The following is a 25231-nucleotide window of genomic DNA, read 5'->3' as shown; positions in this document are numbered from 1 at the left end:
TTAACAGGGTTTGCGGAAATGGCGATCAACCGCGAAAGCGCTCCTGAACATAATCCATGACCTTCAGCGATTGATAGATCGCATTGGCAGCCACCCTTCCGAACGGCCCACCGTTCCAGTCCAGCAGATACGGTTTGAACGACTGATACCGCACACTTTCCCCGCACACCGCTTCGGCGATCACCCGGCCTCCAATTGACCCGGTGTTCAGCCCGTGACCGCCAAACGATGTGCAAGCCCAGACGCCCGGTTCCAGTAGCCCGAGGTTGGGCATTTTGTTGGTCGAGTAACCCATCAGGCCAGACCAGGCCAATTCGATGTTCACTGGCGCCAGCTGCGGATAGACCGACACCATGTCGGCCTTGAGCATGGCCGCCAGGGCCTTTTCATTCTGTTCGTTGCGGGTGGTGATGCGTCCGCCCCAGAGCAGGCGGTCGCCTTCGACGACGCGGTAGTAATCCGAAGCGCGGCGGTCGTCCGAGAATGCGGCGCCTGAATCGAGGACGTTTTTGATCGAGTCGCCCAGGTGTTCGGTCAGCACCACATAGGTGGCGATCGGCAGGTAGGCGCGGCTGAGTTTTTGCAGTTCCGGGCCGCCGTAGCCGCCGGCGCAAAATATCAGGTCCTGACAGCGGACACTGCCATGAGCGGTCCTGACGATTTTGTCGGCGCCTTCGCGCTGCCAGGCGAGCATTTTTGACTGCTCGAAAATCCTGCCTCCCGCAGTTTCAATGGCCAGCGCCAGGCCCAGGCAATAGTTAAGCGGGTGGAAGTGCATGGCGTTGGGATCTTCGACACCCTGAAAATAGCGAAGGGTGTGCGCCTGCGCGCGGACCTTGGCGGTGTCGAGGAAGTTGAGTTCATAACCGAAGTCGCGTCGCATGGTTTCGATGTGGTTTTTCACACCGGCGCCATCGTCGTAACGCTTGACCCGAATCGTACCGGCGGACGGCGCACAACCTGCCAGCGCCAGTTCGGCGATGTTGCGGCGGACAATCTCCACACCTTCGACCGACATCTGAAACAGCGTCCGAGCCTGCTCCAGTCCCACTTTTTTGCGGATCGCGCCAGACCCTTCGGCCCAGCCCGGCGACACCACGCCGCCATTGCGGCCCGACGCGCCCCACGCCACCTGATGGGCTTCGAGGAGGATCACGCGTTTGCCGCGTCGGGTCAGTTCCAGAGCGGCGGTGAGCCCGGCGATGCCGGCACCGATGATGCAGACGTCGCAGATTTCGTCGCTGTTCAATTCGGACCTGGCCGCGCGGGGCAGCGAGGTTTGGGAATACCAGGTGTTGGGAAAGGACATGGTCAATCCTTGGGTAATTGCCTTACCTATGTGGGAGCGAGCCTGTGTGGCGAGGGGATTTATCCCCGTTCGGCTGCGCAGCAGTCGTAGATGCGCTTTAACGTTGAAATGCCGGGGCCGCTCCGCAGCCCAACGGGGATAAATCCCCTCGCCACATGGCTCGCTCCTACAGGGGAGGGGCGGGTGATTACTTGATGGTCGAGTAATCGACGCCGTACCACTTGTCCGACAGCTTGGTCAGCGTGCCGTCCTTGTGCATCGCGGCGATGATTTCACCGAGCCTGGCCTTGAGTTCCGGGTCACCCTTGTCGGTGGCGACGGCCAGCGGTTCATAGAACGCGATATTGTCGTCGACGGCCCGCAACGGATAGCCCTTCTTGATGGCGGCATCCAGTGTGCTGCGTTGCGTGAGGATGGCGTCCAGACGGGCACCGTCGCCCAGGCGCAGGTCGTCCAGCGGCCCGACGGAACCGGCGTAGGTCTTCATTTTTTCGGTTTTTACGTCATAGACGACGGGCGGCACGTCCGTGGTTTCAATGGCCAGCGCCTGGCTGAAATAGTCCTCGGACGTAGTGCCCCCTTCAACGCCGATGGTTTTGCCATTCAGCGCCTTGTGGTCGGTGACTTTGGATTTGTCATGCACCGCGAACACGTAGGGAACGTAGTAATAGGTCCCGGGGAAATCGAGAATCCGCGCGCGGCTCTTGGTCGCGGTCATCGAACCCACGGACACGTCCCAGCGGCCGTTCCACTTGCCTGCGGTGATCACATCCCAGTCGGGCGTGATGAACTTGGCCTCGACGCCGAGTCGCTTGGCGATCTCTTTGGATACGTCGATATCGAAGCCGTCGATTTCATTCTTGTCGTTGATGAACCCCTGGGGTGGCCAGGTCGCCGAGGTGGCGACGGTCAACGTCTTGCTGCTCTGGATCTTGTCCAGAACGGCACCGGCATTGGCGGCACCGACGAACAACAGCGACAGTGCGGCGGCGAGGGTGGTTACGCTTTTACTTCTGACCATGTCCATCTCCATGTATCGTTATTGTTTTATGGGGGCAAAGCGGTCTTCAGTGACCGATGATCTGCGACAGGAATTTCTGCGCGCGCTCGGTCTGTGGGTTATTGAAAAACTCGGCGGGGGTGGCTTGTTCGATAACCTGGCCCTGGTCCATGAACAGCACGCGGTCAGCCACCTTGCTGGCAAACCCCATCTCATGGGTCACGCAGATCATGGTCATGCCGTCGGTGGCCAGTTCGCCCATGACATCCAGCACTTCGTGGACCATTTCCGGGTCCAGCGCCGAGGTCGGTTCGTCGAACAGCATCACTTTGGGATTCATGCACAGCGCCCGGGCAATCGCCACGCGCTGCTGTTGTCCGCCGGACAATTGCGACGGATATTTGTGCGCGTGTTCGGCAATGCGCACCCGCTCCAGGTAAACCTGTGCACGTTTTTTCGCCTCGGTGGCCGACACGCCTTGCACCAGTTGCGGGGCCAGGGTCAGGTTGTCCATGACGCTCAAGTGCGGGAACAGGTTGAAGCTCTGGAACACCATGCCGATTTCACTGCGCACGGCGCTGACGCTTTCCGCTTCGCTGGTGAGGGTGATGCCGTTGACCTGAATGTGGCCTTTCTGAAAATTTTCCAGGTGGTTGATGCAACGAATCATCGTCGATTTGCCCGAGCCCGACGGCCCGCACACCACCAGGATTTCGCCGGTGGCGACGTTCAGGTCGACATCGCGCAAGGCGTGAAAGTTGCCGTACCACTTGTTCAGGCCGGTGATCGAAATCATCGAAGGGCTGGCCGGCGCAGCAGAGCCCAGGTCCAGTCGCTCAGCAGTATTGGTTTGAGTCATCACGCATCAACCCCTTGCCACGGATCGGTTGACCCGTTTTTCGATTCGCGCCTGTACCCGTTCCAGAATGAACGACAGGGCCCAGTAAATCATCGCGGCGGTGATCAGCATTTCCAGGTGGCGGAAGTCCGCGCGACCCTGGGTCTTGGCCAGGTACATCAGTTCCCAGACGCCGATCACCGACACCAGCGAACTGTCTTTGAGCATGGCAATGAACTGGTTGCCGGTGGGCGGAATGATCACCCGCAAGGCCTGGGGCATGATCACCCGGCTCAGGGTCTTGAACGGGCTGATGTTCAGCGCGCGTGACGCTTCCCACTGGCCGACCGGAATGCTCTGGATACCCGCCCGGAAGATCTCGGTCATGTAGGCGCCGTAGCACAGCGACAGCGCGAGGATGCCGGCGGGCACCGCATCGACCACATAGCCCAGTTGCGGTAGACCCAGGTAAATCAGGTAGATCTGGATCAGCAGCGGCACGCCGCGAAAGAACGAGGTGTAGAACGAGGCCAGGGCATTGGCCAGCCCGTTGTTCGACAGCTTGGCCACCGCACCGATCAGCGCCAGCACGAAGGCAATCAAGATGGCCACGGCGGAGATGTACAAGGTGGTTGCAGCGCCCTGGATGATCAGGAAGCCGACCTTGTCGAGGATGAAACTGTAGGAGAGGTCGAAGGTGTCAAAGAATGCGAGGAACAGAATCAGCAGCTCGATCCATACCACCGTGGTTTGCACCTTGAACTTCAAGCGCCCGAGGACGTGGAAATTCAGCGTGCCCAGTACCGCAATTCCCAGGCCGATGGCGATGTTGCGCGCGGTCAGGCTGTCCGGGGCATCGCCCAGCAAGGGTTGCAGGAAATGGCTGAGGGCGCTGTTGCCCAGGTTCATGAGGTAGGCGCCGAGGAACAGCACCACGGCTACGCCGAGCAGGAATTGAGGATCGTTGGACTTTTTCTTATAAATTATATTGTCGTGATACATGCATGCCTCGGCTTGTAGGTGGTGATGATCTCGCTAGATGAAAGGGGTCTTTGGCCAGTATTGCGACGCAAAATCGGGGACGACAAGCGAACATAATTCGCTATGTCAGTCCCGGATCGCAGTTTGCTGTCAGGTCAGTTTCGCCAGGCACGCTTCGAGGATGTCCAGACCTTCCTCCAGCACGGCAGCCTCGGTGGTCAGTGGCGCCAGCAACCGGATGATGTGGCGCGACTTGCCGCTGGGCATCAGCAGCAACCCGGCCTCTCGCGCCAGGGCCAGCAGTTGCGTCAGCTGCGCCGGGGCCGGTGTGCCGTCGGCATGGGCCAATTCGATGCCACGCATGGCGCCGACGCCGGTCAGTCGCCCGAGAAAGGGCGAAGTCTTGTTGGCGCGCCAGGAGTGGTAACGGCTGACGATTGCTTCTTCCTGCTGCGAGCCCCAGGCATGCAGGTTGGCATCGGTCATTTCGTCGAGTGTCGCCAATGCGGCAGCGCAGGCAATCGGATTGCCTGAGTAAGTGCCGCCCAGTCCGCCCTTGGGCAAGGTGTCGAGCAACGACTTGCGCCCGACCACCGCACCGAGCGGCACACCGCCAGCAATGCTTTTGCCGAGCAGGATCAGGTCCGGCTCGATTCCCAAACGCGAAAACGCAAAACGCTGACCGGTGCGGCCGAACCCGGACTGGATTTCATCGGCGATCAACAGGATGTTTTTTTCATCGCACAAGCGTCGCAGCGCCTGAGCGAACTCGACGTCCATGGCCAGGAAGCCCGCTTCGCCCTGCACCGGTTCAACGATAAAGCACGCCACGTCGTCGACATCGATTTCGACACTGAACAGTCGATCCATCGCCTTCAGCGCTTCGGCGCAGGTCACGCCGTTGTCTTCGCTGGGGAAGGGCAGGTGGTACACCGGACCGGGCAGTACGCCGACTTTCTGTTTGTAGGGCGCGACTTTGCCGTTCAGGTTGAGCGTGGCGAGCGTGCGTCCGTGAAAGGCGCCGTCGAAGGCAATGACCGCCGTGCGACCGGTCGCGCCACGGACGATCTTCAACGCATTTTCCGCCGCTTCCGCGCCGCTGTTGGTGAGCATGCCACTGACCGGGTAATCCACCGGAATAAACGCAGCCAGGCGATCCATGAAGTCGAGATAGGGTACGTGCGGCGCCGCGTTGAACGCGTAGTGGGTCAGCCGGGTGGCTTGTTCGCGAATGGCCTCGACGATGCGCGGGTGGCAATGGCCGAGGTTCAACACGCCGATGCCGCCGACAAAATCGATATAGCGTTTGCCATCGGTGTCCCAGACCTCGGCGTTTTTGCCGTGGCTGAGCGTGACAGGATGAACGATGTTGATCGACCGGCTGATGGATTCGCTGCTCATGGATGACCGACTCTGAAGAAGGGAGGCTTCTTTTTATCTAAGCCGCGAGCAGCGGTGCCCGGCAAACGAAATAAAGTGGGCGGGTCAATCTTAAAAGTCGGGATGTGTGCTGGGCAGGTAAAACGCAACCTGTAGCGAGGGAGCTTGCTCCCGCTGGGTCGCGCAGCGGCCCCAAAAAATAGGGACAGCTACGCAGTCCAGCGGGAGCAAGCTCCCTCGCCACAGGTTTTTTGCGGGATTTTATCAGCGGCGTGTCAGGGGGCGCTGGGTGAACTTCACACCGGCCAGACCGTGGGCAATCAACGCACGAATATTTCCGTGATCGCTGCCTTCAGGCGTCGCCACGACAGAACGGTAATGCTCGCCAAACGCCAACAGCGCTTCTTCATCGCTCAGGCCTTCCAGCAACGCCAGACCCAGAGTCTTGCACGAACCTTCGTTCTGCCCGGCCGCATTGTCCACACCGCCGTTGTTGAAGGCCTGAGGCTGGTAATCGTAGCCCGCGGCGATGAACGCGAGGGTGTCGGCAAAAACGTGTTCGCCGCTCTTGAGGCTGGCGCGCAGGGTGTTCAAATCACTCATTGGGTTTTCCTTTGGCGAACGCCGCTTGTTGTTCGGCGCTGGCTTCTTGCTGGTATTGGGCTTTCCACTCGGCGTACGGCATGCCGTAGACCACTTCGCGGGCGTCATCGAGGCTGACCTCGATCTGGCGCTCATCTGCCGCGGCCTTGTACCACTTGGACAGGCAGTTGCGGCAAAAACCCGAGAGGTTCATCAGGTCAATGTTCTGCACATCCTTGCGGCTGTCCAGGTGCGCGACCAGCCGGCGGAAAGCGGCGGCTTCAAGTTCGAGGCGTTGTTGATCGTTCATGGCGGGCTCTGTGCAATCGAATCGTGGCGCGGATGATAAAAGCCTGGCGCACGATGCGCCAGACGCGGTCAGCGGCTTGCAGCGAGTGTGATCGACACCGACTCGGCGAAACGCAAGGCGTGGGGCTTGTCGACTTCGACTTCGGCGTACAGCACCGATTCATTCGCCATGACCAGGTCGAGAATTTCCTGGGTCAGTCGCTCAAGCAGGGCGAAGCGATTGCCTTCGACGTGGGCGATGATCGCTTTGGTGATGGTCCGGTAATTGAGCGCGTGATCGATGTCGTTGTCACGCACGGCTTCCTGAGCGGCATACAGGATGGTCAGGTTGATCAGCACATCCTGCTTGTTGAGGATTTCATCCTCGTTGATCCCGATGAATGTCCGCAGGCACAGGTCCTTGACCCGGATGCGTGCCATTCCTGGTTGAAGTTGTGGCATTGCTACTTGCTCCGTCCAATCAATTGCAGGAACTCCTGACGGGTGTTGCTCGACTCGCGGAAGGCGCCGAGCATCACCGAGGTGTTCATGGTCGAATTCTGTTTCTCGACGCCGCGCATCATCATGCACATGTGCTGTGCTTCGATGACCACCGCGACACCCGCGGCACCGGTCACCTGTTGCACCGCGTCGGCGATTTGCCGGGTGAGGTTTTCCTGGATTTGCAGACGACGGGCGAACATGTCCACCAACCGTGCAATCTTCGACAGACCCAGCACTTTACCCGTTGGAATATAAGCCACATGCGCCTTGCCGATGAAGGGCAACAGGTGATGTTCACACAGCGAATACAGCTCGATGTTGTCGACAATGATCATTTCATCGTTGTCGGAGGCGAACAACGCGCCGTTGACGATTTCTTCGACACACTGTTCATAACCGTGACACAGGTACTGCATGGCTTTGGCCGCACGCAGCGGTGTATCGAGCAAGCCTTCGCGGTCGGGATTTTCGCCGAGGCCGATGAGGATCTCGCGATAGTTCTGGGACAGGGATAACGTCATGGAACATCCTCGCGGGGCGATCTATTTGAGGTGCCGTCCGCCGTTGACGGTCAGTGTCGTGCCGGTGACATAAGGGTTGTCGAGCAAATAACGCAGGCTCTGGTAGATCACTTCGCTGCCGGGTTCGATGCCCAGCGCGGACTTGGCCAGGACCTTGGTGCGATAGGCTTCATCGTCGTCGGGGTTAAACAGTAGCAGGGCTGGGGCGATGCCGTTGACCTTGATGTCCGGTGCGTACTTCGCGGCGAAGGACAACGTGAGACTGTCGAGCCCGGCTTTACTCGCGCAGTAGCCGATGTGTTTACTGCTGCCCTTGCGGGTGACGTCATCGCTGATGTGCACGATGTCGGCGGGGCTCGAGCGTAGCAGCAAGTCGGCGCAGTGCAGGTTGATCAGGTAGGGCGCCAGCATGTGCACGCTGAACAGGCGGGTGAAGGCAGCGGCGTCGGTTTCCGGCGTTTCGGCCAACCATTCGGAGGCGTTATGGATGATCGCGCGCAGGTGGTCAGTGTGGTTTTTCAGTTCGCTGATGAACGCGAAGATCCCGGCTTCGGTGGAAAAGTCCCCGAATACCGCCGTCGCCCCCAAGTCGCGCAACGCCTGTACGCCGGGGCGTTCAGTGCGATAGCTGAAGATCACGGCATGGCCGTCTTCGAGCAAACGCTGCGCACAGTGCAGGCCGACACGCTGGCCTGCACCGGTAATGAGGATCGGGGCGGATGAAGAAGTCATGAACGGCTCGCGTCGCGGTAAGAGCAAAACTATACCAGCGACGGGAGCGGTGTACCTATCGTGGAGCCTCCTTTGTGCGAGCGAGCTTTTGTGGCGAGGGAGCTTGCTCGCGCTGGGCTGCGTAGCGGCCCCCTGTCGTGAGCGCTGCGCATTCAAGCGGGAGCAAGCTCCCTCGCCACAAAAAGCTCGCGCCCACAGGAGGATTGTTAGTGGTTTAGAGTCGAGGCATCGGCGGGCACCGGACGCGCGGGAGTGCTGTTCAGCCAGCCTGCAAGGATCCGGGTCGACAGCGGAATGAAGAAGTAGACCATCAACGGCGTCAGGCACAGCGTGCTGATCAACACCCGAGGCAGCAGGCTCATTTCGCCGAGCAGCGGCCCCAGTACAACGTTGAACATCAGCGACACCGGGAAGAACGCCAGCCAGATCGCCACGGCCTGTTTCCAGCGAGGGGGACGTTGGCCGGCAGCGCCGAACCACCCTTCGATGCCGCTCACCCGGTGTTCTGTCTTGTGCGCAAACAGGTCGCTGCCGCGTGCAAGCCAAGCGGTACGCGAGGCGGAATGCTCCCAGGCGTGCATCGTCTGCTCGTTGGCGAAGCGGAAAATAATCTGGAATTCGTCATCCTCGGGCGGCGGGGCGAGCACGCCTGAGCCGAGATAACCCTGGAAGTCGGTGGCCAGTTGTTCGCCTTCGCGCAACCAGGCCATCAGGTCCTGATAACGCCCATCGGCGACGCGGCGCGCAACCATCAGCGTGACGGGTGGGGTAGACATTGTGTATCTCCGTATGGACTAACGCGTCACTCCGGGTAGGAGTTTCGCCAGGCGCAGCGCCGGGGTGGTGGGCTGCGTCTCGGAACAAGCAAGGATTATTCCGATTCTACAGGTTGTGCCCCTGATAATCGTTGTTCATCTATGTGTTGAATGATCATGGGGCAACCGAGTTAGAATGGGATCCAATCCTTGCAAGGACGTTGACCTGCCTTATGCCTGTTCTGACTGACGATGTCGCTGGTACTCAGACCTCTGTTCCGCTTGAGCAGGAAGAACTGTTTCCGATTCGCGAGGTGTCTCGGCTGACAGGCGTCAACCCGGTCACGTTGCGGGCATGGGAGCGCCGTTATGGTCTGATCCAGCCCAAGCGCACCGAAAGCGGGCATCGCTTGTACGCGGTGGCCGATATCGAGCGGGTCCACAGTATCCTTGGCTGGATCGACCGCGGCGTTGCCGTCAGCAAGGTCGCCAAGATCCTGGCCAGGACCGCGCCGCTTCAGGCGCTGGCGCACCTCATCCCCAATGAACTGGTGCAAGCGGATTACGCGCAGTGGCAGGAACAGGTCAAAGTCGCCGTCAGTGCGTTTGATGAGGTGCAACTGGAGCAGGTTTATGGGCAGATTTTTTCCAGTTATCCCCTGACGGTGGCGTTCCAGGACATTCTGATTCCGCTCTGGCAGCAATTGCTGCAACGCCATGAAGGGTTCGGTCAGACAAGCGAGTGGCTATTCCTGGATGGCTTTCTGCGTTCTCGCGTGTTGCAGCGTCTGCTGTTGGTACGTGTCATGCAGCCGCGCCGCGTGATTGTCGCTGCCCTTAACGATCAATGTCGCGAGCTGGAAGTGCTGCTCACGGCGCTGTTTCTGAGCAGTGTCGATTCGGCGATTCAAGTGCTGGCGCTCGGACAGCCCTTCGACGAATTGACCCTGATCTGCGAAAGAGTCAAGCCACAGGCGTTGGTGCTGGTGTCCAGTCATGCTCCTGCCCCTGAGCTGCCGCGGCGTTTGAATCGGCTGGCCATGAGCCTGGATTGCCAATTGATGCTCGCCGGCGATGCGTCGGATCTGGCGCAAGAGAGCCTGAACGGCTCGTCCATTGGTTGTCTGGGGAGCGAGGGAATGGTGATGCGCCAGCGTCTGAAACAGTTCCTGGCAGGCAACCTGGATACCTGAATCAGAAGTGCAGGGCGGGATGCGTCAGCCGATGCTGCTGAAGGATGTACTGGCGCAGGCGCTCGGTTTCGTCGGTGTCGCTCTGGCTCAACTGATATGCGTAGAAACCGTTATCGGTTTCCTTCTCGAAGGTGCCGCGCATCGCGATCCGCTCATAGCCTGAAGGGCTGAACCACAACGCGAAATGTTTGGGTGGTTTGGTCTTGTTGCGGACTTCCAGCAGGACGCCCTTGAACGACACCTCGTGCACCCACATCGTACCGGGCTGGCCACTGGCATTTTCCAGCGCGACCGGCTCGTCGAGTACCAGGCGCCATGGCCGGACCATCGGCCCGTCTTCATAGATGCTGGGGACGCCGAGGCGCAAATGCAGCGCATGAAACTCGTCTTCCACCAGATGCAGCGGGAAGGTCATTTGCTGATTTTCGAAATTGGCCTGGATGGTGACTTGCTCATGTGCGGCAAGGCGCGTGAGCAAGTCACGGATTTGCGAACCACCGTTGACGAGCAGGCTCGACGTCGCATCCCGCACATTGAGTTGCGGGTTGTGTTGCATGGTCTGGATGAAATCCAGCTCATCCTGGGTCAGGAGTGCGTCGCGTTGCATGATCTGCTCGAATGAAATAGTTACAAAGTCACCGGTGATTGTAGTTAATGACAATCAATTCTTGGATTTGTTTTCGCCGTTCGTCGCTTTTAGCGCGGCAAGCTCTTTTTCAAGCTCGGCGACTTGCGCCTCCAACTGTGTAACCCGCTGCTGTGCCTTGACCTGAACAGTCACGTCTTTTTGCACGCCGACAAAATAAGTCTGGCCGTCGCTCGGGTTTTTCACCGTCGAAAGCGACAGCTCATTCCAGAAGGGGGTGCCGTCCTTGCGGTAATTTCGCAGGATTTCCCGGCAGGAGCCGCCGCTGTCCAGCGCCTCGCGAATCAACTGCAGTGCGTCCTGATCGCGGTCGCCTGACTGCAGGAAGCGGCAATCCTGGTAGAGGATTTCTTCGCTGGTGTAACCGGTCAGGCGTTCGAATGCCGGGTTGACGTAAATCAGAATGTTGTCTTGCTCGCCTTCTTTTTCGGCGATCACGATGCCGTCATTGGAGGCGTTGATGACCATTTGAAGCAATTGCGCGTTGATCATTGAAGAATCCCTTCCTGATTGATTGACGTTCTGCATTCTAAAAGAACAATGAGGTCTGTGCTGTTAATATCCCGGTCTTTTAAGCTTCAGGATCAGATTGATGAAAGTCGCCATCCTTTCCGGCTCGGTGTACGGCACGGCTGAAGAAGTCGCCCGCCACGCCGCGAACATTTTGAAAACTGCGGGATTCGAAACCTTTCACAACCCGCGTGCGAGCCTCGCCGATGTTCAGGCATTCGGCCCCGATGTCTTTCTGGCGGTGACTTCGACCACCGGCATGGGTGAACTGCCGGACAACCTGCAACCCCTGTATTTCGCCATTCGCGATCAGTTGCCAGCGGCCTGGCGTGGTTTGCCCGGTGCTGTCATCGGTCTGGGTGATGCGAGCTATGGCGACACGTTCTGCGGCGGCGGCGAACTGATGCGTGAACTGTTCGGCGAACTGGGCATCCGCGAAGTGCTGCCGATGCTGCGCCTGGATGCCAGCGAAAGCGTTACACCGGAAACCGATGCCGAGCCTTGGCTGGCGGAACTGGCCACGGCCCTGCGCGGCTGACTGGCCGTTCGCCCAGACCCACAAGGCACGGATTTTTGACAGTGAGGAGGGGGCTGTTGAAGAGGCTCGCTGCGCCTTTGCTGGCGTCGGTACCTTGACATGGATCCATGCTTGTTCGCGCACTGACTCGTTAGGCCATCAAGCTGGCTGCCAATGCAACTACGCGAACCTCGAGGGCTGACTAGACTCGGTAGTCATTGGAAACACTCCATAATAAAAAAACGAGGTTCCCTGCCGTGAGCGTAGCCCCCCTCCAATCGTCCCCCAGCGTCAAAGACCAGGTCAGCGCCGCCGAGTGGCAGACCCGCGTCGATCTGGCGGCCTGTTATCGCCTGGTCGCCCTGCACGGTTGGGATGATCTGATTTTCACCCACATTTCCGCGAAGGTGCCCGGCACCGAAGACTTCCTGATCAACCCGTTCGGGCTGATGTTTCACGAGATCACGGCGTCGAGCCTGGTGAAGGTCGATCAGGCCGGCAACAAGCTGATGGACAGCCCTTACGAGATCAACCCGGCGGGGTACACCATCCACAGCGCCGTGCATGAAGTACGTCACGACGTGGTGTGCGTGCTGCATACCCATACGGCCTCAGGCGTTGCGGTTTCGGCGCAGAAGCAAGGCGTTCTGCCAATCAGCCAGCAGTCGTTGTTTGTCCTGTCCAGCCTGGCTTACCACGCTTACGAAGGCGTAGCGCTGAACCATGAAGAGAAGGCGCGGTTGCAAGCCGACCTCGGTGAAAACAATTTCCTGATGCTGCACAACCACGGCCTGCTGACCTGTGGCGGCACCATTGCCGATACGTTCCTGATGATGTTCACCTTTCAGCGCGCCTGCGATATCCAGGTGATGGCGCAGAACGGTGGCGCGGAACTGATCGCCATCGAACCGCAGATTCTGGCGGGCGCCAAGGCGATGATCGCGGGTGTCACCAAAAGTGCACAAGGCATGGGCGGCGCACTGGCCTGGCCAGCGTTGCTGCGCAAACTCGATCAACAAGACCCGGGTTATAAATTCTAATGCCACTTGCCGAGATCCCTCTGTGTGTCTGGCGCAAACGCGGCCAGACGTTCGTGTTCCGTGGCCAGAACCTCCGTTACTGGACGGCGGGGCAGGGTGAGCCGCTGTTGCTCATCCATGGCTTTCCGACTGCCAGTTGGGACTGGCATTACCTGTGGCAGCCGCTGGCCCAGCGCTATCGGCTGATCGCCTGCGACATGCTTGGCTTCGGCGATTCCGCCAAACCGGTGAACCACGAATACAGCCTGCTGGATCAAGCCGATCTGCAACAGGCATTGCTGGCGCATTTGAATGTCGAACAGCCGGTGCACGTGCTGGCCCACGATTATGGCGACAGCGTGGCACAGGAACTGCTGGCCCGGCATTATGAATCGCGCATTCATCTTGCCAGCTGCGTGTTCCTCAATGGCGGCCTGTTTCCGGAAGCCCACCGCCCGGTACTCATGCAAAAACTGTTGCTCAGCCCGCTGGGCTGGATGATCGGCCGAGCCTTTTCCCGGGATGCGCTGGTGAAGAGTTTCCGGCAGATCTTCGGGCCGCAGAGCCGTCCTAGCGAGAGTGAGATGGATGACTTCTGGAGCCTGGTGGACAGCAATCACGGGCCCCGGATCATGCACAAGCTGATTGCCTACATTCCCGAACGTCGGGTCCAGCGCGAGCGTTGGGTCAGCGCGATGCAGCGCGGTGAGGTGCCGTTGCGGGTGATCGATGGCGAGGCCGATCCGATTTCGGGCCGGCACATGGTCGAGCGCTATCGGGAGTTGATCCCTGAGCCGGATACCGTGCTGTTGCCCGGCATCGGCCACTATCCGCAGACGGAAGCGCCCGCGCAGGTGCTGAAACACTATCTGGCGTTTCGCGACCGGTTGATTTCGCTGCCGTTGAAGGCGGCCTGCTCGTGAGTCAGGTCTGAAAAGATCGCAGCCTATCACCCCAATCCCCAGCGTCATCATCCCCCAGCCTTATCGCGCACCATTCAGCCTCCCCCGTGTTTATTGTGACCCGCGGCGCCTTGCCTGACACTCGGACTCATTGTCCCTTGGCCTGCTGGAGTTCCCCCAATGAATGAGCCTGTGCGCTTCGAAGATAAAGTCGTGATCATCACGGGAGCCGGTGGCGGCCTCGGGCGTGCCCATGCGCTGCTGTTCGCGAAACAGGGCGCGAAGGTGCTGGTCAACGACCTTGGCGGCTCGGCTCAAGGCGAAGGCGCCAACGCATCTGCGGCAGACCGTGTCGTGGCTGAGATCCGCGAGGCCGGTGGCACCGCCGAGGCCAACCATGACTCCGTCACCGAGGGTGACAAACTGGTGCAACACGCCCTCGACGCCTTTGGCCGTGTCGACGTGGTGGTCAACAACGCCGGGATCCTGCGGGACAAGACCTTCCACAAAATGGACGACGCCGATTGGGACGTGGTTTACCGCGTCCACGTCGAAGGCGCCTACAAAGTGACCCGCGCCGCGTGGCCGCACCTGCGCGAGCAAAACTATGGTCGTGTGATCTTCACGGCGTCGACCTCGGGCATCTACGGCAACTTCGGCCAGTCCAACTACGGCATGGCCAAGCTCGGCCTCTACGGCCTGACCCGCACGCTGGCTATCGAAGGCCGCAAAAACAACATCCTGGTCAACGCCATCGCCCCCACCGGCGGCACCCGCATGACCGAAGGCCTGATTCCGCCGCAAGTGTTCGAGCAACTCAAGCCGGAGCTGGTCAGCCCGCTGGTGGTGTACCTCGCAAGCGAAAACTGCCAGGAAACGTCCGGGTTGTTTGAGGTCGGCGGCGGCTGGATGGGCAAGGTGCGCTGGGAGCGTAGCCTGGGTGCAGGGTTCGATCCACGGGTCGGTTTTTCTCCGGAAGACGTCGCGGCGCACTGGCAGCAGATCTGTGATTTCGAAGGCGCGGCGCATCCGAAGGACAACATTGAAGCGCTGAAGGAAATGATGGGGAATTTGCAGAAGTACGCGCTCTGATTCCTTCGCTTTCGCCAGGGCTCGCCTGAGACCTGCCATCCCTCAAAAAACCATCGCCCATAAAAAAGGCCGCTGCAAACGCAGCGGCCAAGGTAAGACGTTGGATCAAGGAGCTACAAATCAACGTCAGTGAACACGGGGCGATGAGTCGAAACCTTCGATTCATCTGAAGTCTGTCGCCAATGGGCGCGAGCTGATCACACGCTATCGCTGTGTGTCGTCAGGCCGTTTGCTGTGAAAGCCCGCGAAGAATAAGCGCTTGAACCGAAAGGAAAAATAGCGATTCCGAACATGCAGTGTTGCAGTCCGGGTAACAGTCTGGCGTTCATGCATCCGGCTGATGAGCCTCCATCCACTTCATCCATACCTCGCGCATCACTCCACGCGGCAAGGCCATTCATCCTTTAGAGGTACACAACGAATACCTCCTTCGTGCGCTTATCGCTCCCGAGCTGCGGCAGTAGGGTGGGGCCTTCTGTCACTCACCGGGGAAGACGCATGACAAAAACAACAATGCGCGCCATCTTCACACCGCAGGCGCTGGCCGCTGCGGTTGCCTTGGGTTGCTGTGCCCAGGCGCAGGCCGTTTCATTCAACATTGGCGAAATCGAGGGGACATTCGACTCCTCGCTGTCCGTCGGCGCGAGTTGGGGCATGCGTGATGCCGACAGGTCGCTGGTGGGCACCGTCAACGGCGGGACCGGCCAGGCGTCCACCGGTGACGATGGGCGGCTGAACTTCAAGAAGGGCGAAACCTTCTCGAAGATCTTCAAGGGTATTCACGACCTGGAGCTGAAGTACGGTGACACCGGGGTGTTCGTCCGTGGCAAGTATTGGTACGACTTCGAATTGAAGGACGAAGACCGCGAGTTCAAACCGATCAGCGACCACAATCGCAAGGAGGGCTCCAAGTCTTCCGGTGCGCAGATCCTCGATGCGTTCGTCTATCACAACTACTCCATCGCCGATTTGCCGGGCACTGTGCGCGCCGGCAAACAGGTGGTCAGTTGGGGCGAAAGTACCTTCATCGGCAACTCGATCAACAGCATCAACCCGGTCGACGTTTCAGCGTTCCGCCGTCCTGGTGCGGAGATCAAGGAAGGCCTGATTCCGGTGAACATGCTGTTCGCTTCTCAGGGGCTGACCGACAAACTGACGGTGGAAGGTTTCTATCAACTGGAGTGGGACCAGACCGTTCTCGACAACTGCGGCACCTTCTTCGGCGGGGACGTGGCGGCAGACGGCTGCACCACAGGCTATACAGTCGCCAGCCCGGCGATTGCGCCGTTGCAACCGATCGCTGCCGCTTTTGGCCAAGGGTTCCAGGTCGGCAGGGAAGGCGTGATCGTGCCTCGTGGCGGCGACCGCGATGCCCGCGACTCCGGGCAATGGGGGACGGCGTTGCGCTGGCTGGGCGACGACACCGAGTACGGCCTGTACTTCATGAACTACCACAGCCGCACGCCGAACGTCGGCACCACCACCGCCGGGCTGGGAACGCTGGCACGGATTCCGGCCATCGTCGGTACCGCCAACGCCATTGCCCCCGGCACCGGTTCGGCGCTGGCCCAGAGTGTGATGCTCGGTCGTGGCCAGTATTACCTCGAATATCCGGAAGACATCCGTCTCTACGGCGCGAGCTTCTCTACCACCTTGCCCACCGGCACCGCATGGACCGGCGAGATCAGCTATCGCCCCAACTTGCCGGTGCAGGTCAACAGCACCGATCTGACACTGGCCATGCTCAACCCGATTGCCGGCGGCGCGGCCTCGCCGATCGCCACGACGCCCGGCGCGGACAACAAAGGCTATCGCCGCAAGGAAGTGACGCAGATCCAGAGCACCCTGACGCACTTCATCGATCAGGTCGCGGGGGCGGACCGTCTGACGTTGGTCGGTGAAGCGGCCGTTGTTCACGTCGGCGGGCTGGAGGACAAAAGCAAGCTGCGTTATGGCCGCGATTCGGTCTACGGACAGTACGGTTTCCGTGGCGATACCGACGGTTTCGTCACCTCGACGTCCTGGGGCTACCGCGCCCGCGCAATCCTTGATTACAACAACGTCATCGCCGGGATCAATTTCAAACCCAACCTGTCGTGGTCCCACGATGTCGCCGGTTACGGCCCCAACGGTCTGTTCAACGAAGGCGCCAAGGCGATCAGCGTCGGCGTCGATGCGGACTATCGCAACACCTATACCGCGAGCTTGAGTTACACCGACTTCTTCGGCGGTGACTACAACACTCTGGAAGATCGCGACTTCCTGGCGCTGAGCTTTGGCGTGAACTTCTGATCTGGCTGAGAAGGATGATTTCAATGCGCAAAATGATTCTGCAATGCAGCGTTCTGGCTCTGAGCCTGTTGGCCGTCGATGTAATGGCCGCAGTGTCGCCGGAAGAAGCCAACAAACTCGGCACCAGCCTGACGCCACTGGGCGGTGAAAAGGCTGGCAATGCCGACGGTTCGATTCCGGCCTGGACCGGCGGCCTGCCGAAAAACGCCGGTGCGGTGGACAGCAAAGGTTTCCTCGCCGACCCGTTCGCCAATGAAAAGCCGCTGTTCATCATCACCGCAGCAACCGTCGACAAGTACAAAGACAAACTCTCCGACGGTCAGATTGCGATGTTCAAGCGCTACCCGGAGACCTACAAGATCCCGGTCTACCCGACCCATCGTACGGTGGCCTTGCCAGCGGACATCTACGAGTCGGCCAAGCGCAGCGCGCTGAACGTGACGCCGATCAACGACGGCAATGGCCTGGCCAATTTCACCGGCAATCGCTACTACGCGTTTCCGATTCCGAAGAACGGCGTCGAGGTCATCTGGAACCATGTCACCCGTTATCACGGTGGCAATTTGCGTCGCACCATCACCCAGGCCACGCCGCAATCCAATGGCGACTTCACGGTGATCCGTTTCAAGGATGAGGTCGCGGTGCCTTCGCTGCTGGGGGATTTGAAACCGGGCAGCGACGAGAACGTCCTCAGCTATTTCAAACAGGAAGTGACCGCACCGGCGCGGCTGGCGGGGAACGTGCTGCTGGTTCACGAGACGCTCGATCAGGTCAAGGAACCGCGCAAGGCCTGGATCTACAACGCCGGCCAGCGTCGCGTGCGGCGTGCACCGCAAGTAGCCTATGACGGCGTCGGTACATCGTCCGACGGGTTGCGCACCACTGACAACTTCGACATGTTTTCCGGCGCACCGGATCGCTACGACTGGAAGCTGATCGGCAAGAAGGAAATGTACATCCCTTACAACAGCTACAAGCTTGACTCGCCCAACCTCAAGTACACCGATGTGATCAAGGCCGGGCACATCAATCAGGACCTGACACGTTACGAGTTGCACCGGGTCTGGGAGGTCGTCGCCACGGTCAAGCCCAACGAACGGCACGTGTATGCCAAGCGGCACATGTACATCGACGAAGACAGTTGGCAGGTGGCGCTGGCGGATCACTACGACGGTCGCGGCCAGCTCTGGCGTGTCGCCGAAGGGCATGCCCAGTTCTACTACGATCACCAGGTGCCGGCCTATACCGTTGAAGCGCTGTATGACCTGATTGCCGGTCGCTACATCGCACTGGGGATGAAGAACGAAGAGAAGCGCAGCTTCGAATTCGGTATTGATGCCAAGGCAGGTGACTACACGCCGGCAGCGCTGCGGAGTACAGGGGTAAGGTAATCATTCCTACAGCCCCTACGGAAAAAGGTGACTTTGCGGTCACCTTTTTTATAGGTGTCGATCAGCGTGTTGAATACTTCTTCAACAAGTCGTGTGGGGAGGACTAGGGTGGCGCCACAATTATAAAAAGGCGCACCACTATGACTGCCATGGCCCCGTGTCTGGACCGTACTGGACTCTTGCCCCGCTTGTCTTCCCATCACCTGACTCGCGAGCGGTTGATCGAGCCGTTACTGGCCTCGACAGCGCGGGTGAAACTGCTCTGTGCGCCGGCCGGCAGTGGCAAGAGTGCGCTACTCATCGAATGCCTGATGCGGGCGCCCGAACCGTGTCACGTCTGTTGGCTGCCATTGGCGGGTGCGTCATTGAGTGTCGGCGAGTTTCTTCAGCGGTTGGCTCGGGCGTTGGGATCGAGCTCCGCGGACGAACAAGGATTGCTGGCGTATCTGGCGCAATTGCAAACGCCGACCTGGGTCTGCCTGGATGACTATTGCCGCACGCCCGACCCGGAGCTGGATCTTTTGCTCGACCGGCTATTGGCGATCAGTAACCCGGTGATTACCTGGTGGCTGAGTGGTCGCCGCCGCCCTCCCTGCAATTGGCCACGCCTGTTGCTCGCCGACGAACTGTACGACTGCGAGCGCGCCACGCTGGCTTTCACTCAAACTGAAATCGCCCGACTGTTGCATCACCTGGAGCCAGAGCAGGCCGCCAAGCGTGCCAGCAGGATTGTCGAACTGAGCGGCGGCTGGTGCGCGGGTGTGCGGATTGCGTTGCTGCAAAAATGCGACGGGTCGCGCAACGAGCCGCTGCATGCTCGGCCGGACACGCTGCACGATTACCTTGAGCACGAACTGTTCAGCATTCTGACCCCGGAGCTCACGGAAGCCTGGCGGGTGCTCGCCCATCTGCCGCGTTTCAATGCCCGGCTGTGCGACCACCTGTTCGGTGCGGGGGAGGGCGCGCAGTACCTGAATACGTTGCAGGCGTTGGGTTGCTTTATCGAGCCCTGGCAGGACTCGACAGACTGGCTGCAGATTTTCGCGCCACTCACGCATTTGATGCGCGAAGAACAATGGCCGGAGGCACGCTCCTGGCATCGCCGCGCCTGTCAGTGGTTCGCCGCTGAACTGGACTGGAAAGCCGCATTTGAACAGGCCTTGCTGGCGCAAGAGTTCGAAGTTGCGGTCAGCCTGTTGCAGCATTTCAGTTTCGAGCACCTGTTCGAGGAGCAGACAGTGGTGCTGTTGTTGCGTCTGCATGAACGGCAAGGCGAGGAGCTTACGCTGAGCTCGCCGCAACTGGTGGGGCTGATCACCGCAGCGTTGCTGTTCGCCGGGCGGTTCGAGCAGGCGGGCGAATGCATCGAGCACTTGTCGCGCTTCATGCCTCAGCCGTCGGCGCTCCAGCAACAGCAGCTGATCGCGCGCTGGCAAGCCTTGCAGGGTTGGCTCTTGCATTTGCAGGGGCGCATGGAGCCTTCGCGGACGCATTTGCTGGAGGCGCTCAGCGAGCTCGGCCCCCCGCTGTGGGGCGCCCGGCTGATGTGCCTGTCCGGCCTGACCCAGCAAGCGTTGCTGCGGGGCGAGCTTGAGGTGGCGCAGGCCCTCAACCGTGAGGCGTTGTGCCTGGCGCGCGCGCACGATTCGCTGGTGTTCGAAGGGTTGCTGGAGCTCGATCACGCGCAAGTGCTCGAACAACGGGGAGCGCCCGGCAGGGCCGAGCACTTGCTGGCGAACATGAACGATTTGCTCGCCCAGCGGCAACCGCTGGCCGAACCGTTGCTCGGGCGGATTGCCTTGCGTCGCGGGCGTTTGAGCTTGTCTCAGGGACAGGATGCACAAGCGGCCGAGTACTTCGAAAGCGGGCTACAGATGTGCCTGCGCAGTCAGGACAAGCGCGTGCTTTATGGCTTTCTCGGCCTCGCGCAATTGGCCGCCAATCGCCAGGACTACGCCCAGGCCTTTGTCCTGCTGCGTGACGCCGAGCGGTTGATGCAACAGCGGCGGATTCCAGACTCGGTCTACCGCAGTGTCCTGCTGCAAATCAGCTGCCATTTCTGGCTACAGCAGGGCCGCCCGGAATTGGCCCATGAAGCCCTGACCCGGGTGCTGCGCCACTATCATGGTGCCCATGCACGACAGGCTCCGCCGGCGACGCTGGAGCTGATTCCCGGCCTTGAATACCTGCTGGTGCTGACCGAAGTGTATCGCGGGCAGGCGCAAGCCCCTCTGGTGCAGCTCGAGGCCCAGTTGAACTGGGCACGACAACGGGGAATGTCGGGGCTGCAAGCGCAATTGCACCTGGCACTGGCAGAAGTGGCCTGGCTGACGGGCGATACGCCTGCTGCCCGCCAGTCGTTGCAGGAAGGCCTGGCAATGGTCGAGCGTTGTAACCTTCAACAGGCTCTTCGCGACTTTCGATTACGCCAGCCACGCTTGCCGGAGGCGATGGGTCGTACTGATTCAGCGCTTACCCCTGAATCGGCGGCTTTGGGCCAGAACCGGTTAAGTCAGCGTGAAATAGAAGTCCTTGAGTTGGTTGCCCTGGGGAACTCCAATCAACAAATAGCCGATCTGTTGTTCATATCGTTACATACAGTTAAAACCCATGCGCGCCGGATTAACGGGAAATTGGGGGTTGCGCGTAGAACTCAAGCAGTGGCCAAGGCAAAAACGTTGGGTATCGTTGTTTGATGGGTGGTTATATGTTTACGAATGCATACAAGTTTTAGAGTTACTTGTGTTGTTGGAGTGTTTTATAAAGTGGGCGTCGGCCCGTCAATTTGTATTTGTCTTTTTGAATGTATCTTGGCCGATCCCTTATTTATGGAAAGGATGCTGTTTGTGAAAAATTATTTGTTGGAAGAAGTCAGTAAAAAGTTGGCTGAGGTTTTCGGTGATATGAGTATTGCGATCAATGCCGATGAAACCTACCTGAATTCGGTAGTGGTCAACGACGAAGGAAAGCAGATGGTTGATTATTCCGAGAGCTTGAGCTGGGCGATCATGGAGAAAGTGCAAGAGAATGAACTGCCGGCGTTCAATGATGAGTACGCAGGTATTTTCTTCAAGCGATGGACTTTTGATAAAAATGATCGAGTGACCGAGTTGGATATCGCCGACCTTAATAAAGCAGGTCGGGTTGTAGTCGAATCCTACCGAAACAAGTAATCGCTCCAGTAGGCGATCAACTTGATTAACCTGTGACGGCGGATGGCTCATATCCCATTCGCCAACTTACGGCCCGCGTCGTCGTCAGCAATCGCTGCGCCGCCGGGCCGTTTTCGTCGGCGTGAAACAATGATGCCGGACCAACGATGGTCATGACCGCCGCCACGTTGCCGACGGCGTTGAAAACAGGTGCCGACAAGGCATCGACGCCCGGCATCAACAAACCATGGACATGATGCAAACCGCGCTCACGGATCTGTTCGCACAGCGCGGCATACGCCTGATCGTCCGCCAGCGCATGGGGAGTAGCGTTGCGCAGTTCTTGCTCGCGCAGGTCTACGGTTTCTCGTTTCGGCAAATAGGCGCCGAACACCAATCCGGTCGACGAGCTGAGCAACGGCAACACCGAGCCCAATTGCGTCACCACCGTCACCGCGCGCACCGCCGGTTCGATATGCACCACGGTCGCGCCTTGATTGCCCCACACCGCCAAAAAACACGTCTCGTTCAATTCATCGCGCAACTCGGCCAGGGGCAGGGCGGCAACTTTGAGCACGTCCATACTGTTGAGTGCGGCCAACCCCACACGCAAGGCCTCGCGACCCAGGCCGTAATGATTGGTGGCGGTGTTCTGCTCGGCAAAACCGCTGGCGATCAAGGCCTGCAAATAGCGGTGGACCTTGCTCGCCGGCATCTGCACGTGCTCGGCCAGGCGCGACAGGGACGTCGACGGTGACAGCTCGGCCAGTGCCTTGAGAATGTCGGTGCCGACCTCGGCCGAGCGGACTTTCTGTTTGTCGTTGTTGCGCGGCGTTTCCATGGAGGCGGTCTGATTCCGGGACGAATGGGCGTCTTTATAGCTTGACGGTCAATACCAATCAAATTACGTTATGCGTAATCGAATTACGATAAAAATAACCCAGGCGTGCCGGAACCTCTGAAACAGAGTGACAGGCCATTGCCTACTCCCTGTTCAGGAGGCTCCATGAACCTCGATTCAACGGCGCCAGCGCTGGCCTACCAGTCCGGCTTCGGCAACGAATTCAGCAGCGAGGCGTTGCCTGGCGCATTGCCCGTCGGCCAGAACTCCCCGCAAAAGGCGCCATACGGTCTCTACACCGAACTGTTCTCCGGCACTGCATTCACCATGGCCCGCAGCGAAGCGCGGCGCACCTGGATGTACCGCATTCAGCCATCGGCCAATCACCCGGCGTTCGTCAAACTGGATCGGCAACTGGCCGGTGGCCCGTTGGGTGAAGTGACGCCCAATCGCCTGCGCTGGAACCCGTTGGATATTCCGACCGAGCCCACCGACTTCATCGACGGGCTGGTGAGCATGGCGGCCAATTCGGCGGCGGAAAAACCGGCCGGAATCAGCATCTACAGCTACCGCGCCAACCGCTCCATGGAGCGTGTGTTCTTCAACGCCGACGGCGAGCTGTTGCTGGTGCCAGAACAGGGACGGCTGCGCATCGCCACCGAACTGGGCGTGCTGGAACTTGAACCGCTGGAAATCGCCGTGTTGCCGCGCGGTCTGAAATTCCGCGTCGAGCTGCTCGACCCGCAGGCGCGCGGCTACATTGCGGAGAACCACGGCGCGCCATTGCGCCTGCCGGACCTCGGCCCCATCGGCAGCAACGGCCTGGCCAATCCGCGGGACTTCCTGACCCCGGTCGCCCATTACGAAAACCTCCAACAGCCGACCACCCTGGTGCAAAAATTCCTCGGCCAGTTGTGGGGCTGCGAACTCAATCATTCGCCGCTCAACGTGGTCGCCTGGCACGGCAACAATGTGCCGTACAAGTATGACCTGCGCCGTTTCAACACCATCGGCACGGTCAGCTTCGACCATCCGGACCCGTCGATTTTCACCGTCCTGACCTCGCCGACCAGTGTCCACGGTCTGGCCAATCTGGACTTCGTGATCTTCCCGCCACGCTGGATGGTGGCCGAGAAAACGTTCCGGCCACCGTGGTTCCACCGCAATCTGATGAACGAGTTCATGGGCCTGATCAAGGGCGAGTACGACGCCAAGGCCGAAGGCTTCGTACCCGGTGGCGCGTCGCTGCACAGCTGCATGAGCGCCCACGGCCCGGACGGCGAAACCTGCACCAAAGCGGTCAACGCCGAGCTCGCACCCGCGAAAATCGACAACACCATGGCCTTCATGTTCGAGACCAGCCAGGTGCTGCGCCCAAGCCGATTCGCTCTCGATTGCCCGCAACTGCAAACCAACTACGACGCCTGCTGGGCCACGCTGCCCGCCACTTTCGACCCGACCCGGAGATAACCCATGACTCAGACTTCCATCACTCGTAGCTGGGTTGCCTCTGCCAACGGCCATGCGGATTTCCCGCTGCAAAACCTGCCGCTGGGCGTGTTCAGCGTGAAGGGCTCTGCTCCGCGCAGCGGTGTGGCGATCGGTGACCACATCTTTGATCTGGAGGCGGCACTCGATGCCGGGCTGTTCGACGGCGCGGCAAAAACGGCTGTCGAAGCCACCCGTGGCGGTCAGCTCAATGGGTTTTTCGAGCTGGGCCGTGAGGCTCGCGTCGCCCTGCGTGAACGCTTGATCGAACTGTTCAAGGAAGGCAGCACCCTGCACGGCAAGATCGAAGCCCAAGGCGCGAAACTGCTGCCGCTGGCGGCAAACTGCGAAATGCACCTGCCAGCGAAGATCAACGATTACACCGACTTCTACGTCGGCATCGAGCACGCGCAAAACGTTGGCAAACTGTTCCGTCCCGATAACCCGTTGCTGCCGAACTACAAGTATGTGCCGATTGGTTATCACGGCCGTGCATCGACCATTCGCCCGTCCGGCACCGATGTTCGCCGGCCGAAAGGCCAGACCTTGCCGGCCGGTCAGACCGAGCCGACCTTTGGCCCGTGCGCACGCCTGGATTACGAACTGGAACTGGGTATCTGGATCGGCCAGGGCAACGAGATGGGTGACGCGATCGCCATCGGCGATGCCGCCGATCACATCGCCGGTTTCTGCTTGCTCAACGACTGGTCGGCCCGGGATATCCAGGCGTGGGAATACCAGCCACTGGGGCCGTTCCTGTCGAAGAGTTTCATCACCAGCATCTCGCCGTGGGTGGTGACGGCCGAAGCGCTTGAGCCGTTCCGTCGTGCGCAACCGGCGCGTCCTGAAGGCGATCCGCAGCCGCTGCCGTACCTGTTCGACAAACGCGATCAAGCCGCTGGCGCCTTCGACATCGAACTGGAAGTGCTGCTGCTCACCGAAGCCATGCGCGAGCAGAACCTGCCGGCCCATCGCCTGACCCTGAGCAACACCCGACACATGTACTGGACCGTGGCGCAACTGGTGGCGCATCACAGCGTCAACGGCTGCCAGTTGCAGGCCGGCGACCTGTTCGGTTCGGGCACGTTGTCGGGGCCGGAGAACGGTCAGTTCGGCAGTCTGCTGGAAATCACCGAAGGCGGTAAAAAACCGATCGAACTGGCCTCTGGCGAAGTGCGTAAATTCCTCGAGGACGGCGACGAAATCATTCTGCGTGCCCGTTGCAGCCGCGACGGTTTTGCCTCCATCGGTTTCGGCGAGTGCCGCGGCAAAGTGCTGCCGGCGCGTTAAGAGGATCG

At 59.9% G+C, this 25231-nt stretch carries 25 protein-coding genes; 11 read left to right on the top strand and 14 right to left on the bottom strand.

The genetic code is table 11. The features are described 5' to 3' along the window. Nucleotides 1-25 precede the first annotated feature (25 nt). The 11 genes from ACM6I5_RS03345 to ACM6I5_RS03295 all read right to left on the bottom strand — a co-directional run bounded on the left by ACM6I5_RS03345 (nt 26) and on the right by ACM6I5_RS03295 (nt 8911). The gene (locus ACM6I5_RS03345; RefSeq protein WP_414883181.1) at nt 26-1309 is read right to left on the bottom strand and encodes an NAD(P)/FAD-dependent oxidoreductase; all 1284 of its coding nucleotides are present in this window, start codon (nt 1307-1309) and stop codon (nt 26-28) included. 187 nt (nt 1310-1496) lie between these two features. Continuing rightward, a complete protein-coding gene (locus ACM6I5_RS03340) occupies nt 1497-2330 on the bottom strand; it encodes a transporter substrate-binding domain-containing protein (protein WP_414883180.1) in 834 nt (277 codons plus the stop codon). 46 nt (nt 2331-2376) lie between these two features. Next, entirely contained in the window at nt 2377-3105 is a 729-nt protein-coding gene (locus tag ACM6I5_RS03335) for an amino acid ABC transporter ATP-binding protein (RefSeq protein ID WP_414883184.1), read from the bottom strand. 69 nt (nt 3106-3174) lie between these two features. Beyond that, nucleotides 3175-4149 (bottom strand): amino acid ABC transporter permease, encoded by a 975-nt coding sequence (locus ACM6I5_RS03330; RefSeq protein WP_414883179.1) that lies wholly within the window; start codon nt 4147-4149, stop codon nt 3175-3177. 129 nt (nt 4150-4278) lie between these two features. Further along, a complete protein-coding gene (locus ACM6I5_RS03325) occupies nt 4279-5529 on the bottom strand; it encodes an aspartate aminotransferase family protein (RefSeq protein WP_414883178.1) in 1251 nt (416 codons plus the stop codon). Between the two features lie 243 nt (nt 5530-5772). Beyond that, nucleotides 5773-6111, bottom strand: a complete 339-nt coding sequence (locus tag ACM6I5_RS03320) for a HopJ type III effector protein (protein ID WP_414883177.1) — start codon at nt 6109-6111, stop codon at nt 5773-5775. After that, the gene (locus tag ACM6I5_RS03315; protein ID WP_017336573.1) at nt 6104-6400 is read right to left on the bottom strand and encodes a DUF1244 domain-containing protein; all 297 of its coding nucleotides are present in this window, start codon (nt 6398-6400) and stop codon (nt 6104-6106) included. The genes ACM6I5_RS03320 and ACM6I5_RS03315 overlap by 8 nt, the downstream gene beginning before the upstream one ends. A 68-nt stretch (nt 6401-6468) precedes the next feature. Next, nucleotides 6469-6840 (bottom strand): dihydroneopterin triphosphate 2'-epimerase, encoded by a 372-nt coding sequence (folX, locus tag ACM6I5_RS03310; RefSeq protein ID WP_008026970.1) that lies wholly within the window; start codon nt 6838-6840, stop codon nt 6469-6471. Between the two features lie 2 nt (nt 6841-6842). Next, complete coding sequence (gene folE, locus ACM6I5_RS03305) at nt 6843-7403, bottom strand: GTP cyclohydrolase I FolE (RefSeq protein ID WP_017336574.1); 561 nt, start codon at nt 7401-7403, stop codon at nt 6843-6845. 21 nt (nt 7404-7424) lie between these two features. Further along, nucleotides 7425-8135, bottom strand: a complete 711-nt coding sequence (gene folM / locus ACM6I5_RS03300) for a dihydromonapterin reductase (RefSeq protein WP_017336575.1) — start codon at nt 8133-8135, stop codon at nt 7425-7427. A gap of 206 nt (nt 8136-8341) precedes the next feature. Next, nucleotides 8342-8911, bottom strand: coding sequence for an antibiotic biosynthesis monooxygenase (locus ACM6I5_RS03295; RefSeq protein ID WP_414883176.1), 570 nt, complete (start codon nt 8909-8911; stop codon nt 8342-8344). A 212-nt stretch (nt 8912-9123) separates the two neighbouring features. Here ACM6I5_RS03295 and ACM6I5_RS03290 point away from each other — a divergent pair, with 212 nt between their 5' ends. Continuing rightward, nucleotides 9124-10083, top strand: a complete 960-nt coding sequence (locus ACM6I5_RS03290) for a MerR family transcriptional regulator (protein ID WP_017336577.1) — start codon at nt 9124-9126, stop codon at nt 10081-10083. 1 nt (nt 10084) lies between these two features. On the opposite strand, the gene ACM6I5_RS03285 is transcribed toward ACM6I5_RS03290, so the two are convergent. After that, on the bottom strand, nt 10085-10690 hold the full coding sequence (locus ACM6I5_RS03285; protein ID WP_414883175.1) for a hypothetical protein: 606 nt from the start codon (nt 10688-10690) through the stop codon (nt 10085-10087). Nucleotides 10691-10744: 54 nt separating this feature from the next. Next, nucleotides 10745-11221: a PAS domain-containing protein gene (locus tag ACM6I5_RS03280; RefSeq protein WP_414879382.1), complete on the bottom strand. Its 477-nt coding sequence runs from the start codon at nt 11219-11221 to the stop codon at nt 10745-10747. A gap of 100 nt (nt 11222-11321) precedes the next feature. Here ACM6I5_RS03280 and ACM6I5_RS03275 point away from each other — a divergent pair, with 100 nt between their 5' ends. From ACM6I5_RS03275 to ACM6I5_RS03240, 8 genes are all read left to right on the top strand, one after another. After that, nucleotides 11322-11777 (top strand): flavodoxin, encoded by a 456-nt coding sequence (locus ACM6I5_RS03275; RefSeq protein ID WP_017336580.1) that lies wholly within the window; start codon nt 11322-11324, stop codon nt 11775-11777. Nucleotides 11778-12013: 236 nt separating this feature from the next. Continuing rightward, nucleotides 12014-12796, top strand: coding sequence for a class II aldolase/adducin family protein (locus ACM6I5_RS03270; RefSeq protein ID WP_414883174.1), 783 nt, complete (start codon nt 12014-12016; stop codon nt 12794-12796). Beyond that, a complete protein-coding gene (locus ACM6I5_RS03265; RefSeq protein WP_017336582.1) occupies nt 12796-13698 on the top strand; it encodes an alpha/beta fold hydrolase in 903 nt (300 codons plus the stop codon). Before ACM6I5_RS03270 ends, ACM6I5_RS03265 begins: the two co-directional genes overlap by 1 nt. A gap of 159 nt (nt 13699-13857) precedes the next feature. Then, nucleotides 13858-14769, top strand: a complete 912-nt coding sequence (locus ACM6I5_RS03260; RefSeq protein WP_414879385.1) for an SDR family oxidoreductase — start codon at nt 13858-13860, stop codon at nt 14767-14769. A 498-nt stretch (nt 14770-15267) separates the two neighbouring features. Then, nucleotides 15268-17061, top strand: coding sequence for a DUF1302 domain-containing protein (locus tag ACM6I5_RS03255; RefSeq protein WP_414879386.1), 1794 nt, complete (start codon nt 15268-15270; stop codon nt 17059-17061). Nucleotides 17062-17084: 23 nt separating this feature from the next. Beyond that, nucleotides 17085-18452 carry a DUF1329 domain-containing protein gene (locus ACM6I5_RS03250; protein WP_414883173.1) on the top strand — a complete coding sequence of 456 codons (1368 nt, stop codon included), beginning with the start codon at nt 17085-17087 and terminating at the stop codon, nt 18450-18452. 140 nt (nt 18453-18592) lie between these two features. Beyond that, on the top strand, nt 18593-21148 hold the full coding sequence (locus ACM6I5_RS03245) for a LuxR C-terminal-related transcriptional regulator (RefSeq protein ID WP_414883172.1): 2556 nt from the start codon (nt 18593-18595) through the stop codon (nt 21146-21148). Between the two features lie 141 nt (nt 21149-21289). Continuing rightward, on the top strand, nt 21290-21625 hold the full coding sequence (locus ACM6I5_RS03240) for a hypothetical protein (protein WP_414879637.1): 336 nt from the start codon (nt 21290-21292) through the stop codon (nt 21623-21625). 25 nt (nt 21626-21650) lie between these two features. On the opposite strand, the gene ACM6I5_RS03235 is transcribed toward ACM6I5_RS03240, so the two are convergent. Further along, on the bottom strand, nt 21651-22445 hold the full coding sequence (locus ACM6I5_RS03235; protein ID WP_414879388.1) for an IclR family transcriptional regulator: 795 nt from the start codon (nt 22443-22445) through the stop codon (nt 21651-21653). A gap of 165 nt (nt 22446-22610) precedes the next feature. Between ACM6I5_RS03235 and hmgA the strand changes: the two genes are divergently transcribed. Then, complete coding sequence (gene hmgA, locus ACM6I5_RS03230; RefSeq protein ID WP_414879389.1) at nt 22611-23915, top strand: homogentisate 1,2-dioxygenase; 1305 nt, start codon at nt 22611-22613, stop codon at nt 23913-23915. Nucleotides 23916-23918: 3 nt separating this feature from the next. Beyond that, nucleotides 23919-25223, top strand: a complete 1305-nt coding sequence (fahA, locus tag ACM6I5_RS03225; protein ID WP_414879390.1) for a fumarylacetoacetase — start codon at nt 23919-23921, stop codon at nt 25221-25223. Nucleotides 25224-25231 lie beyond the last annotated feature (8 nt).

This window comes from Pseudomonas sp. IT-P171, assembly GCF_949767765.1.
GTDB classification, from domain to species: domain Bacteria; phylum Pseudomonadota; class Gammaproteobacteria; order Pseudomonadales; family Pseudomonadaceae; genus Aquipseudomonas; species Aquipseudomonas fluorescens_B.
The sequence above is the reverse complement of the archived record's forward strand: the minus strand, read 5'-3'. Positions and strand labels throughout refer to the sequence as shown.

Coding starts and splice junctions, on each gene's coding strand:
- ACM6I5_RS03345 (WP_414883181.1), bottom strand. CDS start 1,309: ATGTCCTTTCCCAACACCTGGTATTCCCAAACCTCGCTGCCCCGCGCG.
- ACM6I5_RS03340 (WP_414883180.1), bottom strand. CDS start 2,330: ATGGTCAGAAGTAAAAGCGTAACCACCCTCGCCGCCGCACTGTCGCTG.
- ACM6I5_RS03335 (WP_414883184.1), bottom strand. CDS start 3,105: ATGATTTCGATCACCGGCCTGAACAAGTGGTACGGCAACTTTCACGCC.
- ACM6I5_RS03330 (WP_414883179.1), bottom strand. CDS start 4,149: ATGTATCACGACAATATAATTTATAAGAAAAAGTCCAACGATCCTCAA.
- ACM6I5_RS03325 (WP_414883178.1), bottom strand. CDS start 5,529: ATGAGCAGCGAATCCATCAGCCGGTCGATCAACATCGTTCATCCTGTC.
- ACM6I5_RS03320 (WP_414883177.1), bottom strand. CDS start 6,111: ATGAGTGATTTGAACACCCTGCGCGCCAGCCTCAAGAGCGGCGAACAC.
- ACM6I5_RS03315 (WP_017336573.1), bottom strand. CDS start 6,400: ATGAACGATCAACAACGCCTCGAACTTGAAGCCGCCGCTTTCCGCCGG.
- folX (WP_008026970.1), bottom strand. CDS start 6,840: ATGCCACAACTTCAACCAGGAATGGCACGCATCCGGGTCAAGGACCTG.
- folE (WP_017336574.1), bottom strand. CDS start 7,403: ATGACGTTATCCCTGTCCCAGAACTATCGCGAGATCCTCATCGGCCTC.
- folM (WP_017336575.1), bottom strand. CDS start 8,135: ATGACTTCTTCATCCGCCCCGATCCTCATTACCGGTGCAGGCCAGCGT.
- ACM6I5_RS03295 (WP_414883176.1), bottom strand. CDS start 8,911: ATGTCTACCCCACCCGTCACGCTGATGGTTGCGCGCCGCGTCGCCGAT.
- ACM6I5_RS03290 (WP_017336577.1), top strand. CDS start 9,124: ATGCCTGTTCTGACTGACGATGTCGCTGGTACTCAGACCTCTGTTCCG.
- ACM6I5_RS03285 (WP_414883175.1), bottom strand. CDS start 10,690: ATGCAACGCGACGCACTCCTGACCCAGGATGAGCTGGATTTCATCCAG.
- ACM6I5_RS03280 (WP_414879382.1), bottom strand. CDS start 11,221: ATGATCAACGCGCAATTGCTTCAAATGGTCATCAACGCCTCCAATGAC.
- ACM6I5_RS03275 (WP_017336580.1), top strand. CDS start 11,322: ATGAAAGTCGCCATCCTTTCCGGCTCGGTGTACGGCACGGCTGAAGAA.
- ACM6I5_RS03265 (WP_017336582.1), top strand. CDS start 12,796: ATGCCACTTGCCGAGATCCCTCTGTGTGTCTGGCGCAAACGCGGCCAG.
- ACM6I5_RS03260 (WP_414879385.1), top strand. CDS start 13,858: ATGAATGAGCCTGTGCGCTTCGAAGATAAAGTCGTGATCATCACGGGA.
- ACM6I5_RS03255 (WP_414879386.1), top strand. CDS start 15,268: ATGACAAAAACAACAATGCGCGCCATCTTCACACCGCAGGCGCTGGCC.
- ACM6I5_RS03250 (WP_414883173.1), top strand. CDS start 17,085: ATGCGCAAAATGATTCTGCAATGCAGCGTTCTGGCTCTGAGCCTGTTG.
- ACM6I5_RS03245 (WP_414883172.1), top strand. CDS start 18,593: ATGACTGCCATGGCCCCGTGTCTGGACCGTACTGGACTCTTGCCCCGC.
- ACM6I5_RS03240 (WP_414879637.1), top strand. CDS start 21,290: ATGCTGTTTGTGAAAAATTATTTGTTGGAAGAAGTCAGTAAAAAGTTG.
- ACM6I5_RS03235 (WP_414879388.1), bottom strand. CDS start 22,445: ATGGAAACGCCGCGCAACAACGACAAACAGAAAGTCCGCTCGGCCGAG.
- hmgA (WP_414879389.1), top strand. CDS start 22,611: ATGAACCTCGATTCAACGGCGCCAGCGCTGGCCTACCAGTCCGGCTTC.
- fahA (WP_414879390.1), top strand. CDS start 23,919: ATGACTCAGACTTCCATCACTCGTAGCTGGGTTGCCTCTGCCAACGGC.